Below are 15,570 nucleotides of genomic sequence, written 5' to 3' on the forward strand. Positions count from 1 at the left end.
CCGACCTCTGTCCTTCTCTTTTACTTACAGTGAATTGATATATTCTTCTGCTGCGTCACGAGTTTGTGGTGCTTCAACTTCACCATCAATGATCTTCTGTTTCCACTCTTCGACAGCTGAGACAATTTCTTCTGTCATGGCTTCTTCATTCGTACGCGCAAGACTTACACCATCGTCTTCAAGACCGTATTCAACGACTTCACCGGCAGGGAACTCTCCGTTCATCGCCTGTTTAGAAACATCCTGAACAGCAAGGTCAACACGTTTCACCATGGAAGTAAGAGTAACGTTCGTGTCACCGATCGCTCCTTCATCATGCTGGTCACGGTCTACACCGATAACCCACACTTCTTCGTCGCCACCGCGCACGCGGTCTTTCGCTTCAGAGAAAACACCGTTCCCTGTTCCACCAGCTGCGTGATAGATTACATCAGCACCCTGGGAATACATGTTAGATGCGATAAGTTTACCCTGGTCAGCGGAGTTGAAGCTTTCCGCATACTGGACATCAATCTGGATGTCAGGATTGACTGTTTTCGCACCGGCACGGAAACCTGATTCGAACTTGTTGATCAGTTCACTGTCAACGCCTCCGACAAACCCGACGTGATCGGACTGTGTTTTATGTGCTGCTGCTACTCCAGCAAGGAAAGATCCCTGATGCTCTTTGAATGTGATGCTTGCAACGTTGTCGCCTTCTGCTACAGCATCAACGAGAGCGAAGTTGGTTTCCGGAAATTGGGAAGCCACTTTTTCAACGTCAGGCTGCAAAAGGAACCCGATTCCGAAAATAAGGTTATACTCTTCACGGACAAGACGGTTCAGGTTAGTTGTATAGTCCGCGTCACTTTCTGATTGGGCGTAGTCAAAACCTTCGCCTTCTTCAAGTCCGTTAGCTTCACCAAAAGCTTGCAGACCTTCCCAAGCGGACTGGTTAAAGGACTTATCGTCCACCCCACCAGTGTCTGTTACCATAGCGACGGAGAAATCTTCGTTGCCGCCTTCTCCTGAACCTTCTTCCTGTGATTCCGAGTCACTACCGGAGCCTTCAGAATCGCTGGAGCCGCCTTCTTCAGAAGAACCACAAGCTGCCAGGAAAATACCGAGCGTAAGTACTAAAGTCAGTAAAAATAGCAAACGACGCATAGTTATAAATCCCCCTTCAAATTTTTTGAACATTAAATCTTCATCCCAACAGAGACCTTCTTCCCTTCAGGGCCTCACCTCCCTCAATAAAATATACCATACAATTGAAAACCCTTACACTCTTCGTCTTAAAACGTGGAAACTGAACTTATCTGCTCTGAAGTAGTTCAGAGATAGTAGCAGCGGCTCGTCATCCGAAGTATAGTGCATCTGTTTCAAGAGAAGCAAAGCTTCTGCCGGTGCACTTTTCAGTACTGGCGATACAATGTCATGATAGCCGATCGGCTCAATGTGGGTAACGGCGTAAGCAATCGTTTTCTGAGTATACTCTTCAATAAGATTGAATAATGAATCGGTCTCTTTAACATCGTGAAGAGGTATGACTCCTTCCGGTAATTTATCCACGCAGTACACTACAGGTTCTCCGTCTGCTGTTCTCACCCGTTCAAGTTTCGCAATTTTATGTAGTTCAATCGGATGGAATCTTTCACGGTCTTCTTCTGTAGGTTCTACCAGATCCGCAGATAAATATTGAGTGCCTGGCGTCATCCCTGAACTGGCTATCATCCCCGTAACACTGTCGAGTTCTTCAATTCCTGCTGAGAACATAGGTTTCGGATTTACAAACGTTCCTACCCCATGCCTACGGGTCACCATGTTTTCCTCTTCCAGGATTCTTAAGGCCTCCCTCAATGTTGCGCGGGATACCCCCAGTTTCTTTGAAAGTTGAAACTCAGAAGGCAGTTTCTCTCTTTCCTTGTACATGCCTCCCTGGATGTCTTTCTTCAGCTGTTCGATGACCTGCAAATATAGATGTCTCGGGTCTTGTTTAATCGCCATGTGTAACCCCCCCTTCCTATTTTCATGCTCGAATGTTGGAGATCTGACCTCTGACGTTCGACACATATTATTTGAGATAAATATAACACTTTTTTTACAATAAATAAATAGTCTTATGACAATTTAGATAGTTTTTTGAAATTATAGCAAAAACCCCGAGCCTTTCAGGACTCGAGGTTTTCATCACTCTGGGAACCGGATACCAGTACTGACCTGGGTTTACTCCCTTCAGAAGGTCCGACTACTCCATTCTCTTCCATGGCATCTACAAGTCGGGCGGCGCGAGTGTAACCTACACGAAATCTTCTTTGGATCATAGACGCACTAGCACTTTGCATATCGATGACCATTTGTACAGCTTCCGGATACAACTCATCATCGACTTCCTGTTGCATTTCACTTTCTTCTTCCGGAATCATCTCATCCTGGTACTGGGCTTTCTGCTGTTCCACACAGAAATTCACTATATTTTCAACTTCTGCATCTGAAAGAAACGCTCCCTGTACCCTTGTCGGTTTGTTTGCACCGACAGGCGTGAATAGCATATCTCCCCGTCCAAGTAATTTTTCTGCTCCACCGGAATCGAGGATCGTCCGTGAATCTGTTTGAGAAGAGACGCTGAACGCAATGCGGGATGGGATATTCGCCTTGATCACCCCTGTAATTACATCAACAGAAGGACGTTGTGTGGCTATGATAAGGTGAATACCGGCTGCTCTAGCCATTTGAGCGAGACGGGTAATCGAATCTTCGACTTCATTGGAAGCGACCATCATCAAATCTGCGAGTTCATCTACAAGTACAACGATGTAAGGAAGGGTAGGCTGGTCATCCTCCTCCTGTTCGTTATGTTTCTTGATGTACTCATTATACCCTTCGATATTCCTAGTTCCTGACTCTGAAAAAAGATCATAACGCCTGTCCATTTCACTGACAACTTTCTTCAAAGCACGTGATGCTTTTTTCGGGTCTGTCACTACAGGAGACAACAGATGAGGAATTCCGTTATACACATTCAATTCCACTTTTTTAGGATCGATCATCATCATCTTCACTTCATGCGGCTTCGCTCGCATGAGAATACTCGTGATAATCCCATTGATACATACACTTTTCCCGCTTCCTGTAGCACCCGCAACAAGCAGGTGAGGCATTTTATTCAATTCAGCCATGACAGCTTCTCCGGAAATATCTCTTCCGAGGGCGAAACCCAGCTTCTGTTCTTTCGTCAACGTGGTAGTTTCCAATACTTCTCTAAGCGTGACCATAGAGATTTCCTTGTTCGGAACCTCGATACCTACAGCTGATTTCCCAGGAATAGGCGCTTCTATACGAATGTCCCTTGCAGCCAAAGACAAAGCCAGATCATCATGAAGGTTGACGATTTTACTGACCTTTACGCCAGTATCGGGATTTATTTCATACTTTGTGACAGAAGGGCCTACGTGTACTTTTGTCACTTTCGCCTTGACGCCGAAACTTTCAAAAGTGGCTTCAAGTTTTTTGACGGTTTTTTGGATATGGCTGCGATCCTGACTTTGAGCAGTACTCTCCGGTGCTTTCAGCAAATCGAAACCCGGGAGCTCATAATCATGGTTTTCCATCTCCGTAGTCGCAAGTGCCGTTTCTGTCTTTCCCTGTTCCTTGGTCTCATCCTTATGATCAGCTTTAGAAGGGGCTGGGCTCACTTTCGCCTGTTCAGTGAAATCCTGTATGATCGGCCGTTCCGCTTCCTTCTCTTTTTCTTGTACTACCGGAGAATCTATCACCTCATCTTCTTTTTTATCAGCTTTCTCTTTCCGCACTTTTTTCTTATTATTTTTCTTACTTATCAGCTCCCGACGTTTTTTCCATAACGAAGACAGCTTCTCGGCAGGCGACCATTCTCTGATCATCATACTTCCGATGGTAATAAAGAATACCGAAATGATAATCGACCCTACTTGTCCGAAAAGGAAGTGAGTGAAACTGAAAAGTATCGCTCCTGTAAAGCCGCCCCCGAGTTCAAAAAAAGGTTCTCCTGTTCGGTAAAGCTCCCAAGTAGCTCCAAATACACCACCCTGAGTCTCAGCAAGTGCCTGAGCATGTGTGAGAAGCAATATACCGAAAGCGACGAGTGTCACTCCTCCTGCTTTTTGAACTACAGGCCATGAACGTTTGATCATAAGATAACCCCCGAGCACTAATAAGCCGAGGGGGATGATGAAATACCACAAACCCAGAATTAGCTGGAATACGTAACTCAAAAACCTCGGAACTGCCCCAGCTTCAATGAAAGGAATCCCACTTCCAAATATGGCTAGCGCAATAAAAAGCAAGCCGAATAATTCAAATCGGACCTGATTATTTATTTTAGATTTCTTTTTTTTGTTTCTTTTCCTTTTTGCCATGTTAATCCTCCCAGTTGTGACGAAAAAACAGGATGCCATTCACACCGGGGCATCCTGCACTGTTTATCTTATTCAGTATATCATAATCCGCCTCGTTTCAGCCACAGTTCAAAGAGAACCGGTGAAGCCATCATTCATTCCGCTTTATAAGTAATCACGAGGTTTTTACAGACTATCGACGAGATCGTGTACAAATTGTTCTTCTTCCTTGGTCAATGGGACCATCGGCAGACGAACGCCCCCGACATCCAGACCTTTCCTTTTTATAGCCGCTTTTATAGGGGCAGGGGAAGGTGCGATGAACATTCCTTTACAGACGGGAACGAGTTTACGATGCAACATTGCTGCTTCTTTCGTTTTTCCTTCATCAAAGAGATCGAGCATCTCCTGCATCATTGCTCCAGCGACATGAGCTGAGACAGATACGACGCCACGAGCTCCGATAGCGTATGAAGGATAAGTCAAATGATCATCCCCAGTATAAATATTGAAATCCTCAGAGGATCCATCGATCATTTCCGCCATTGCACTAAGATCACCCGTCGCTTCCTTCACGGCCACAATATTCGGTACCTGAGAAAGTTTGATTACCGTTTCCGGCGTCATCCGTACTACAGTCCTACCAGGTACATTGTAAATCATGATCGGCAAATCGATTTTTTCGGCAATGGTTTTAAAGTGAAGGTAGAGACCTTCCTGATTAGGCTTATTATAATAAGGGACGACAAGCATCAATCCGTCTACGCCGGTATTTTTTGCTAATAGAGAAAGTTCCAGAGACTCATTCGTTCCGTTCGTCCCAGCTCCGGCGAGCACCGGTATTCTTCCATCCGCTGCTTCAACTGTCCGTTTCCAAACCTTCACTTTTTCATCAAAGGAAAGAGTAGCAGATTCACCAGTAGTACCTGCTACTACCAATCCGTCACTGCCGTTCTCAATCAAATGATCCACCAACACATTTATTTTCGGAAAGTCTATTTGGCCATGGTCATCAAAAGGAGTAGCCATAGCTGTAAGTACACGACCGAAATCCATAATACAATCCCCCCTTTTATCTATCTTCGTTCAGTTGAAAAATTGAATGGAGAGCATTAACAGCCTTCTTAATATCGTCTTCATGAATCAGCACCCAAATAGTCGTATGAGAGTCCGCCGACTGAAGAATCTGCACTCCGGCACTAGTAAGCGTGTTAACAATTTTGGACGTAACACCGGGAACTCCCGAGATTCCTGCGCCGACCGTGGAGACCTTCGCACAATTTCGTTTGATCCGCGGAGAAAATCCCTCTCCTTCTAGTAACTTTGTAGCTTTATCTGTATAAGTATCGTCAATCGTATACACGATGGTTTGCGGAGAAATATTAATGAAATCAACCGAAATTCCCGCTTCAGCCATCATTCCGAATACTTTCGACTGTACGCTGCTGTCCTCGTTCTCCACTGGGAGGGTCACTTGGGTAATACCAGTCATATGTGCGATGCCGGTTACAAGTCGGTCATCGATATCGCTGCCTTTTTCCCCTTCTGTAGAAGCTGACACAAGAGTACCCGGAAGATCCGAATACGTCGACCTGACTCTGAGAGGTACTTTAGCGTGCATAGCAATTTCTACAGCACGAGGGTGGATGACTTTCGCCCCCTGATAGGCAAGGTTACTGATTTCATTATATGTGATCTGTTCCATCGTACGTGCAGATTCCACAATCCTCGGGTCTGCAGTCATGATACCTTCCACATCAGTGAAAATATCGACGTAGTCAGCATTCAGGGCTGCACCTAAAGCAGCTGCCGTTGTATCACTTCCTCCACGTCCGAAAGTAGTCGTTTCTCCATCATCATTTTTCCCCTGAAATCCGGCGACGACGACTACATCAAGATCTTTCAATTCCTGAAGGATTCGATCCGGGTTCATATCCACTATCTTAGCCTTTGTAAAATCACTGTTGGTCAGAAACCCGGCTTGGGCTCCTGTCAGAGCTGTAGAGCTCACTCCGACCTTAGACAGTTCATCCGAAAAAACTACGGAAGAAATCACCTCTCCGCAGGACATGAGCAGGTCCTGTTCTCTAGAAGAAAGGGTGGAGTTTGGATGATCGACCAGACTCAGTAGCGTATCCGTCGCATACGGTTCGCCTTTTCTCCCCATAGCTGAAACCGTAACGACAACTTTATAACCTTCTTTTACTGCTTTTTCAATATGGGACATGGCCCGGGCTCGACTATCTTTATCCCGGACAGATGTCCCGCCGAATTTTTGAACTAAGATTTCCATTCCTTACACCTCAATAATCCTTGGATTATAACCAGTTATTTTTCACAACTTTTTCTGCGATTTGTACAGAGTTCCATGCCGCACCTTTAAGAAGGTTATCCGAAACTACCCACATATGAAAACCATTGTCTACGTCCGGGTCTTTACGGATTCTTCCTACAAATACATCCTTCTTTCCTGCTGCAGATAATGGGGTCGGATATTCCTGTTCAGACGGGTTATCCTGAAGCGTGACACCATCCCCGGAAGCGATCACTTCTTTGAAGGCAGGGACATCAACTTTTTCTTCATCAATCTCTACATAAACACTTTCTGCGTGGGAGACTGCGATCGGCAAACGAACGCAAGTTGCCGAGACCGGAAGATTATCCATATGCATGATTTTTTTCGTTTCATTCATCATTTTCTTCTCTTCAAACGTATAACCATCATCTTCAAATACGTCAATTTGAGGAAGAGCATTGAATGCAATCGGAAAATGTTTCTCGTCACCTTTCACCGGTAGAATGGACGCCTCATACTCTTCTCCGTTCAGCATCGCTTTCGACTGTTCATTCATTTCGTCCACAGCTTCATTACCGGCACCTGAAACAGCCTGATAGGTGGAGACCAGGACTCTCTTCAGCCCGTATTTATCTTCTAACGGTTTCAAGGCAGCGACCATCTGAATGGTGGAGCAGTTCGGGTTAGCTATGATTCCGTTGTTCGTTTTGATATCAGCTTCGTTCACTTCAGGAACCACTAGAGGAACTTCGGGGTCCATACGGTAAGCGCTTGTGTTATCAATAACAAGTGCTCCTCGTTTGACTGCTTCAGGAGCGAGTTTCTTAGAGATCGATCCTCCTGCTGAAAACAGAGCGATATCCACTCCTTCAAAACTTTCAGGCTTTGCTTCTTCTACGGTATATTCTGTACCTTTAAATGTAATTTTCGAACCTGCAGAACGACTGGAAGACAATAACTTCAGTTCTTTTATAGGAAAATCCCGATCCTCCAGGGTTTCTATCATTTTTTGGCCGACAGCTCCGGTCGCACCGAGCACGGCGATATTTATTGCTTTTTGGTTACTCATAATAGTCTCCTTTCCTGCCTATAATTGAATTTTGAAAATAAAATACAGTGTCACTATTTTGTTATTTTATCATACTTTGCAACAATACGTGAAAGGGAACAATGTCCGAAAAGGGCGCTCCTGACAAAGGTGAGCGTTCCTTATACACAGACTTAAGTCCTTACAAACACTCCCTGAACTATACATGGACCCCGTAATATGGGAATCGATTACGATTTCAGTAAAGTCACACCATACTATCTTAACGTATTATTAATAAAGTTGGCTAATACGATTAAAGGCTCCGTGGCAACCTTAAGCCTCATTGAATTCCATCCGGATCAGCCAATGCACACATACGCCATTTTACTCGCTGAAATAACCTTCAGCTTCGTAATAGACTTCCTGAACCAGCCTCACGAGTACCTTTTCTCAAAAATTTTTTCGCCTTCATTTTCGATGATAAAACCGCGATGGACACCCACAGGAACTGCCATGGAAGAAGATCGTCAGCAGCTACACGACGCCGAGAGCCAAAAATTATGCTCGCAACGCTCCCCTCTTGGGACGAATACAGCAAATAAAAAAAGGAACTGGAGGACATCCAGTTCTTTTCTTCTTTACTCACTTTTCACTTTGAGCTTCATTTTGTTCTTTTTCTTTTTCGTCCAACAGAATCGCTTTTCTTGATAGATTGATTCTGCCTTGTTTATCTATTTCTTTCACTTTCACCGTCAGTGTATCACCTACCTTAGCTATATCCTCCGTATTCTTCACATGTTCTTCAGCAAGTTCAGAAATATGGACTAAGCCTTCTTTTCCTTTGAATAATTCTACAAAAGCACCGAATTTCTCCACCCGTTTCACCGTGCCTTCATATATTTCACCGGCTTCGACTTCACGAACGATATCTTCGATCACTTTCTTCGCATTCTTGTTCATTTCATTATCCTGCGAGGAAATGAATACAGTTCCGTCCTGTTCAATATCAATTTTCACACCAGTATCTTCAATGATCTGATTGATCTGCTTTCCACTTGGTCCGATGACATCACGGATTTTATTAGGGTTAATCGACATCTTCATGATTTTCGGAGCGTGGGAAGCCAGTTCTTTGCGGGACTCTGGAATCACCTCTTGCATATGAGAAAGAATATCCATGCGTCCACTTTTCGCCTGTTCCAATGCTTCTTTCAGAATTTCGCGGGAGAGGCCTTCAATCTTGATGTCCATCTGAAGAGCTGTAACTCCCTGCTCTGTACCTGCTACTTTGAAGTCCATGTCTCCAAGGAAGTCTTCCATTCCCTGGATGTCCGTCAAAATAGTGTAATCATCTCCGGATTTCACAAGACCCATCGCGATACCGGCTACAGGAGCCTTGATTGGTACTCCAGCATCCATCATCGCCATTGTGCTTGCACAGATACTTGCCTGAGAGGTAGAACCGTTTGATTCAAGCACTTCTGAAACGAGACGAATCGTGTAAGGAAACTCCTCTTCAGAAGGAATCACTACTTCCAAAGCTCTTTCACCAAGAGCTCCGTGTCCTATTTCACGACGACCAGGCCCACGGATAGGTCCTGTTTCACCTACAGAGAAATTAGGGAAGTTATAATGATGCATAAAGCGTTTCGATTCTTCAAGGTCCAAGCCATCCAGAATCTGAACTTCTCCGAGAGCACCAAGCGTACATACACTTAGAGCCTGTGTCTGGCCCCGTGTAAACATACCCGAGCCGTGAGTACGCGGCAGAACATCCACACGGGAAGTTAGCGGGCGGATTTCATTGGGTGCGCGTCCATCCGGTCTGATTTTCTCTTTCGTGATGAGACGACGTACTTCCGCCTTTACGATATCATCGAGGATGGATTTCACCTGAGTGATTTCTTCCTCTTCGGCCCCTTCTTCTTCAAGCTTTTCCGTATAATCCTTTTTCGCCTGATCTATAGCTTCTTCACGTGCCTTCTTGTTGTTGATCTGGATCGCTTCTACGATAGACGAAGTAGCTTCCCGTTCCGTTTTTTGCTGTAGTTGTTCATCGTTTGAAAGAAGTTCAAATTCTCTCTTCTCTTTACCGACTGCCTGAACAATCTCTTCCTGGAACTCCACAAGACGCTTGATTTCTTCATGACCGAACATAATAGCTTCCAGCATATCTTCTTCAAGTACTTCAAGAGCACCTGCTTCCACCATGTTTACTGCGTCTTTCGTTCCGGCAACCGTCAGGTCGATATCACTGGCCTTCTGTTGTTCGATCGTAGGGTTGATAACCAATTCACCGTCTACCCGGCCGACTACTACGCCAGCGATTGGACCACCAAATGGAAGGTCCGAGACACTTAATGCAATCGAAGAACCGATCATTGCGGCGATTTCCGAAGAACAGTCCTGATCCACACTCATTACGGTGTTGATCACTTGAATATCATTACGGAAACCATCCGGGAATAATGGTCTGATAGGACGGTCAATCAAACGTGCAGTCAATACCGCTTTATCACTCGGGCGTCCTTCGCGTTTGATGAACCCGCCTGGGATTTTACCCACAGCATAAAGGCGTTCTTCATAGTTAATCGTAAGTGGGAAGAAAGGCAGGTCCTTCGGCTCTTTGGACCCTGTGGCTGTGGAAAGCACGGATGTATCTCCATACTTGATCATTGCAGCCCCACTCGCCTGTTTCGCCATCTCACCTATTTCCACGGACAACGTTTGTCCGGCGATGTCAATACTGAATACTTGTTTTTCATCTGTCATAGAAGATTGTACTCCTCTCTCATTTGAGGATATCGGCTTTAATAAATCGCTCTGTCATCGTTTGTTGTTGATATTCGTCTCTTCAGGTGGAAGCTTGCCGCGGGCATGGGCGGAAACTTCCCGAAACTCCCTCTGGTCGTTCCGGTTGATTTTCCTTCCATGCCAGTCCCGCAGGCGTCCCCACCTTCCGTTACTATAATCAACAATAGGCTATAACAGAGCTTAATAAATAAAACCAAAACCTATGTAAACATACAGAAAAAGCGGGATTCCCTCCCGCTTTAACCATACCTTATCGACGCAATCCAAGACTACGGACTACCTCACGGTAACGTGTAATATCATTGTTACGAAGATAGTTCAACAGGTTACGACGTTTACCGACCATTTTCAACAATCCGCGACGGGAGTGATGGTCATGCTTGTGATAACGCAAATGATTGTTAAGTGTAGTAATCTGTTCTGTCAAAACAGCGATTTGAACTTCCGAAGACCCCGTGTCATTCTCGTGAGTCTTGTACTGATCAATAATTTCGTGTTTACGTTCTTTTGTTAAAGCCATAATAAATCCACCTCCTAAATTCTAAACATTCCCTGTCGCCAAGCGTTCGTCGGTGAATCGAAACGCCGAGCAAAGGTTCAATTTAAATCGTACACAATATGGCTTGAAAATGCAACCATTTGGTTCATTTTCACAATTTTTTGCGGAAATAGATAGGGACTTCATCTTTTGTAACAGATGTAAGAGGATCAGCCATCACTCCACTCCCTCTAATCTTTACAGAAACAGTCTCCCCCTCGATTTCTGCTTCATACCTTCCTTCCCCCGGAAGATGGTAGTAATCAGGTACATCTACCATCCCTGCCGACGTGAAAGCCCCATGAATTTCATAAGGTCGCCCGAGTAATTCGTTCACTTTGAGGATATTCCCCTCATCCAGCAAACCTCTTATGCGGGTAGAACTTATTTTTTCATCGCCCTCTTCCACTTTCTTTACGGTCGTCGTCGAAAATTGTTCTTCAGCCAACTCATCAATAACGTCCATGTTCCCCTTCCCTTTATGGCCAAAGGAAAAATCATATCCAGCAACAATATGAACAATATCCAGCCCGGCAAAGTATTCATCGACGAAATTTTTTGGGCTAAGAGAAGCAAGTCCTTTTGTGAACGATACAATGAAAAGATAGTCGGCACCGAAGTCCTGAATAAGTTTTTCTTTTACAGGTAAAGGGGTTAAATACCGAGCCTTCTCCACACCTTTCAATACCACGGATGGATGAGGATCGAATGTCATGACGCCCCACTTCTTTCCTTCTTTCTCGGCTATCTCTTTAGCAGTCAGTATCACTCGCTGATGCCCGGTGTGCAACCCGTCAAAAAAACCGACAGCCACTACACTTTCTTCCACCTGAATTTCTGCACTTTTGTCATCATTAATTCGAATTACTTCCATAACTTTTCACCCGTTTCATTCATTACTGACAAGTACACGTAACGGTTTGATTATTCCTTCTTTTTCCGGATGATCCTGGTAAAGAGCAAGGATCTCATTCTCGAAAACAGCAGAATGGATGTTTCCACTTACCCATCCCTCAGGAACATAGAATCGCTCCCCGTTTTTTATCATAGCTGCTTCTTTCTCCGAAACTTTCCATTCGGGTAGATGCGGCACAGCTCTTTGCATAGGTAATAATGTTTCTTTGATAATTTCTTTGTTCAGATCCTCGAGTCTTACACAGTCTTTTTCCTGGAAATCTCCGGTTCCAAGACGTTTCAAAGACTTCATATGAGCAGGGAGACCCAGCGCTTTTCCTATATCAGCGCAAAGCGTCCGTATGTATGTCCCTTTTGAACAGAGCACCCGTATTTTGAAAGTGTTCTCACTCAGTCTTTCACTCCAGGCCAATTCATGAATAGTCACTTGTCTTTCGGGTCTTTCAACTTCAATCCCTTCCCGGGCATACTCGTATAACCTTCGACCTCCCACCTTGACGGCGGAATACATGGGAGGAACTTGAGTTATTTCTCCTGTAAACGTCTTCAGGACATTCTGTATGTCTCTATCCGAAAGCGAAGGAACTTCAGCTTCAGCAATCACTTCACCTGTAGCATCTTCAGTTTCCGTTGCAGTACCGAGCGACACGACCGCTTCATACGTTTTTTGTGTATCCGTCAAAAAAGGCACAAGTTTCGTAGCCTGCCCGATACAAAGAGGCAGGACTCCTTCTACATCTGGGTCCAGAGTGCCGGTATGTCCAACTTTTTTTGTTCCGGCAATCTTTCTCACCTTCACCACGCAATCATGGGAAGTTAATCCAGAAGGTTTCCATAAAGGTAGTATTCCATTCATTTACTGATTCTCCTTCTATTATAAATGTAACCCCGGTCTTTGAAAACCCGGGGTTACGCTTTATTCGTATCATTCAATTCCTTCAGCAGGGATTCGATGCGATTCCCTTGTTCTACAGCTTCATCCATTTCGAATGTAATTTCGGGTGTTTTTCTGAGACGAATCCTTTTACCGATTTCCGAGCGTATGAATCCTTTTGCTTTCGCAAGTCCTGCAAGAGTATCGTGGGTTTCGGATTCATCACCAAGAACTGTTATATAAACGGTAGCCTGTTGCAAATCTCCAGTAACTTCAGCATCTGTCACCGTAACGAAGCCTATGCGGGGATCTTTTATTTTTCGGCTGATTATATCACCGAGTTCTTTCTTTATCTGTTCTGCTACACGGTTTGCTCTCATTTCACTCATTTTGTCTTTCACCTACCTTCTTACAAGCGTTCTACCACAGTATCAGTTCGTTCAAACTCCGGGAAAGAGTCAATGAAATGAAGTACTTTCTGTATCGTCTGTTCCGCTTTTTTATAATCATAGGAAATGGTGACAATGCCCAGTCTGGTCCGTTGCCATACATCCTGAAACTCAATCTCACTTACGGAGACATTGAATTCATTTTGAATCCTGGATTGAACACGGCGCAGAACCGCTCTTTTCTCTTTGAGCGATTGAGCACCGTAAATCATTCCATCCACTTCAGCACTTACAATCACGTACGTTCAATCTCTTCCATTACGAAAGGCTCAATGATGTCTCCTACTTTGATATCATTGAAATTCTTCACGGTGATTCCGCATTCATAGCCTTGCGCGACCTCTTTTGCGTCATCTTTATAACGCTTAAGCTGATCGATTTCACCTTCGTGGATAACAACACCATCACGCACGACTCGGATGCCGGCATTTCTGTTGATTTTACCATCCGTTACATAAGAACCGGCAATAGTACCGACCTTGGAAACTTTGTAAATTTCACGAACCTCTACCTGACCGATGATTTTCTCTTCAAATTCAGGATCGAGCATACCTTTCATTGCCGACTCTATTTCTTCAATAGCCTTATAAATGACATTGTGAAGTCTGATTTCAACATTTTCGGATTCCGCCGTCTTTCTTGCGTTCCCATCAGGACGGACGTTGAAGCCGATAATGACACCGTTCGATGCAGAAGCGAGAGAAACATCAGAATCTGTGATAGCGCCTACTCCCGTGTGAATGATATTCACCTTCACATCTTCAACTTCTATTTTTTCGAGAGATCCGGCCAATGCTTCGACAGAACCTTGAACATCTGCTTTGAGAATCAGGTTTATTTCTTTCAGTTCACCCTGTTGAATCTGTTCAAATAGATCATCCAGACTGACTTTTTGAGTAGAGCGTCGTTCGTCTTCGATTTTCTGCTGCTTTCTCGCCTCTCCGACGGACTTGGCTTTTTTCTCATCTTCAAATACGAGGAATTGATCCCCGGCACGTGGAACGTCGTTCAGACCTGTTACTTCCACCGGCATAGAAGGAGCTGCTTCTTTCACACGACGGCCGATATCATTGACCATGGCACGGACCCGTCCATACGTACTCCCTACTACAACAGAATCTCCTACCCGGAGTGTCCCGTTTTGTACAAGCAATGTCGCAATCGGACCTTTTCCTTTATCCAGTTCGGCTTCTATGACCGTACCAAAGGCAGGGCGATTCGGGTTCGCCTTCAGTTCTTCCATTTCGGAAACGAGAGTAATCATTTCAAGCAACTCATCAATACCGTCTCCCTTAACTGCGGACATTTTGACGAAAATCGTTTCCCCGCCATAGTCTTCAGCTACCAGTTCAAACTGCATGAGCTCCTGCATCACACGATCCGGGTTTGCCCCTTCTACGTCCATCTTGTTAACTGCTACGATAATCGGAACCTCTGCAGCCTTCGCATGGGAAATGGCTTCTCGGGTCTGTGGCATCACACCATCGTCAGCAGCAACCACAAGAATTGCTACATCAGTGACCTGAGCCCCGCGGGATCTCATACTCGTAAATGCTGCGTGTCCAGGTGTATCAAGGAAAGTGACCTTTTTACCGTTATCCTCGATCTGATAAGCTCCGATGTGCTGTGTAATCCCACCGGCTTCACCAGCAGTTACTTTCGTGTTACGGATAGAATCCAGAAGGGTTGTTTTACCGTGGTCTACGTGACCCATAATAGTAACCACAGCCGGACGTTCTTCAAGATCTTCAGGGTCGTCATCAAACGTCTGATTTTCTATATCCGTTTCATCCACCGCTTCTTTCTCCTCTACTTCCACACCGAATTCATCCCCGATCAGCTCAATCGTATCACTATCGAGCGTCTGGTTCTTGTTCGCCATTACTCCCATAAGGAGAAGCTTTTTCAGAATTTCAGAAGAATCTTTGTTCAACTTCTCAGAAAGTTCACTCACAGTAAGGGTACCTTCATAGGATATTTTCGAAGGTGTTTCATTCTTTTTCTTCGGTTTACTCTCCTGCTGTTTGTGAGCTTCCTGTTTCGTCTTCGCTTTTTTATTATTACTTTTCTTTTTCTTGGTCTTTTTCTCTGTGGTCTGTTTTTCTTCCTCTTTATCAGGTTTCTCTTCCTGATTTGTAGAAGGATTGAAAGTTTCGTCCAGCTTCTGCTGCGTTTCGTCTGAAATAGCAGACATGTGATTCGAAATTTCCATACCCATCTCTTTAAGCGTTTCAATCACTTTTTTGTTCTCGACATTATTCTTCTTGGCGTATTCGTAAATTCTCATTTTACTCATACT

General features: G+C 44.6%; 13 protein-coding genes. All 13 read right to left on the reverse strand.

The genetic code is table 11. From position 1 onward, the window contains the following. Positions 1-24: 24 nt before the first annotated feature. Positions 25-1,146, reverse strand: coding sequence for a BMP family lipoprotein (locus BW944_RS01760; RefSeq protein WP_076556615.1), 1,122 nt, complete (start codon positions 1,144-1,146; stop codon positions 25-27). 114 nt (positions 1,147-1,260) lie between these two features. Then, complete coding sequence (locus BW944_RS01765; RefSeq protein WP_076556616.1) at positions 1,261-1,986, reverse strand: GntR family transcriptional regulator; 726 nt, start codon at positions 1,984-1,986, stop codon at positions 1,261-1,263. 164 nt (positions 1,987-2,150) lie between these two features. Next, complete coding sequence (locus tag BW944_RS01770) at positions 2,151-4,376, reverse strand: DNA translocase FtsK (RefSeq protein WP_076556617.1); 2,226 nt, start codon at positions 4,374-4,376, stop codon at positions 2,151-2,153. 165 nt (positions 4,377-4,541) lie between these two features. Beyond that, positions 4,542-5,411, reverse strand: coding sequence for a 4-hydroxy-tetrahydrodipicolinate synthase (dapA, locus tag BW944_RS01775; RefSeq protein ID WP_076556618.1), 870 nt, complete (start codon positions 5,409-5,411; stop codon positions 4,542-4,544). A 16-nt stretch (positions 5,412-5,427) separates the two neighbouring features. Further along, positions 5,428-6,648, reverse strand: a complete 1,221-nt coding sequence (gene dapG, locus BW944_RS01780; RefSeq protein ID WP_076556619.1) for an aspartate kinase — start codon at positions 6,646-6,648, stop codon at positions 5,428-5,430. A gap of 25 nt (positions 6,649-6,673) precedes the next feature. Continuing rightward, positions 6,674-7,720, reverse strand: coding sequence for an aspartate-semialdehyde dehydrogenase (gene asd, locus BW944_RS01785; RefSeq protein WP_076556620.1), 1,047 nt, complete (start codon positions 7,718-7,720; stop codon positions 6,674-6,676). Between the two features lie 603 nt (positions 7,721-8,323). Next, a complete protein-coding gene (gene pnp / locus BW944_RS01790) occupies positions 8,324-10,453 on the reverse strand; it encodes a polyribonucleotide nucleotidyltransferase (RefSeq protein ID WP_076556621.1) in 2,130 nt (709 codons plus the stop codon). Between the two features lie 292 nt (positions 10,454-10,745). Further along, on the reverse strand, positions 10,746-11,015 hold the full coding sequence (rpsO, locus tag BW944_RS01795; RefSeq protein WP_076556622.1) for a 30S ribosomal protein S15: 270 nt from the start codon (positions 11,013-11,015) through the stop codon (positions 10,746-10,748). Between the two features lie 130 nt (positions 11,016-11,145). After that, positions 11,146-11,907, reverse strand: a complete 762-nt coding sequence (locus BW944_RS01800; protein WP_076556623.1) for an FAD synthetase family protein — start codon at positions 11,905-11,907, stop codon at positions 11,146-11,148. 15 nt (positions 11,908-11,922) lie between these two features. Continuing rightward, positions 11,923-12,804, reverse strand: a complete 882-nt coding sequence (gene truB, locus BW944_RS01805) for a tRNA pseudouridine(55) synthase TruB (RefSeq protein WP_076556624.1) — start codon at positions 12,802-12,804, stop codon at positions 11,923-11,925. A 53-nt stretch (positions 12,805-12,857) separates the two neighbouring features. Further along, positions 12,858-13,211, reverse strand: a complete 354-nt coding sequence (rbfA, locus tag BW944_RS01810; protein WP_076556625.1) for a 30S ribosome-binding factor RbfA — start codon at positions 13,209-13,211, stop codon at positions 12,858-12,860. A gap of 20 nt (positions 13,212-13,231) precedes the next feature. Next, the gene (locus tag BW944_RS01815) at positions 13,232-13,510 is read right to left on the reverse strand and encodes a DUF503 domain-containing protein (RefSeq protein ID WP_076556626.1); all 279 of its coding nucleotides are present in this window, start codon (positions 13,508-13,510) and stop codon (positions 13,232-13,234) included. Then, positions 13,507-15,567 (reverse strand): translation initiation factor IF-2, encoded by a 2,061-nt coding sequence (gene infB, locus BW944_RS01820; RefSeq protein ID WP_076556627.1) that lies wholly within the window; start codon positions 15,565-15,567, stop codon positions 13,507-13,509. The genes BW944_RS01815 and infB overlap by 4 nt, the downstream gene beginning before the upstream one ends. Between the last annotated feature and the right edge of the window lie 3 nt (positions 15,568-15,570).

Source organism: Salimicrobium flavidum, assembly GCF_900156645.1.
GTDB lineage: Bacteria > Bacillota > Bacilli > Bacillales > Halobacillaceae > Salimicrobium > Salimicrobium flavidum.

Bases quoted from the DNA above. Each gene is read 5' to 3' on its own strand.
- BW944_RS01760 (WP_076556615.1), bottom strand. From the start codon at position 1,146: ATGCGTCGTTTGCTATTTTTACTGACTTTAGTACTTACGCTCGGTATT.
- BW944_RS01765 (WP_076556616.1), bottom strand. From the start codon at position 1,986: ATGGCGATTAAACAAGACCCGAGACATCTATATTTGCAGGTCATCGAA.
- BW944_RS01770 (WP_076556617.1), bottom strand. From the start codon at position 4,376: ATGGCAAAAAGGAAAAGAAACAAAAAAAAGAAATCTAAAATAAATAAT.
- dapA (WP_076556618.1), bottom strand. From the start codon at position 5,411: ATGGATTTCGGTCGTGTACTTACAGCTATGGCTACTCCTTTTGATGAC.
- dapG (WP_076556619.1), bottom strand. From the start codon at position 6,648: ATGGAAATCTTAGTTCAAAAATTCGGCGGGACATCTGTCCGGGATAAA.
- asd (WP_076556620.1), bottom strand. From the start codon at position 7,720: ATGAGTAACCAAAAAGCAATAAATATCGCCGTGCTCGGTGCGACCGGA.
- pnp (WP_076556621.1), bottom strand. From the start codon at position 10,453: ATGACAGATGAAAAACAAGTATTCAGTATTGACATCGCCGGACAAACG.
- rpsO (WP_076556622.1), bottom strand. From the start codon at position 11,015: ATGGCTTTAACAAAAGAACGTAAACACGAAATTATTGATCAGTACAAG.
- BW944_RS01800 (WP_076556623.1), bottom strand. From the start codon at position 11,907: ATGGAAGTAATTCGAATTAATGATGACAAAAGTGCAGAAATTCAGGTG.
- truB (WP_076556624.1), bottom strand. From the start codon at position 12,804: ATGAATGGAATACTACCTTTATGGAAACCTTCTGGATTAACTTCCCAT.
- rbfA (WP_076556625.1), bottom strand. From the start codon at position 13,211: ATGAGTGAAATGAGAGCAAACCGTGTAGCAGAACAGATAAAGAAAGAA.
- infB (WP_076556627.1), bottom strand. From the start codon at position 15,567: ATGAGTAAAATGAGAATTTACGAATACGCCAAGAAGAATAATGTCGAG.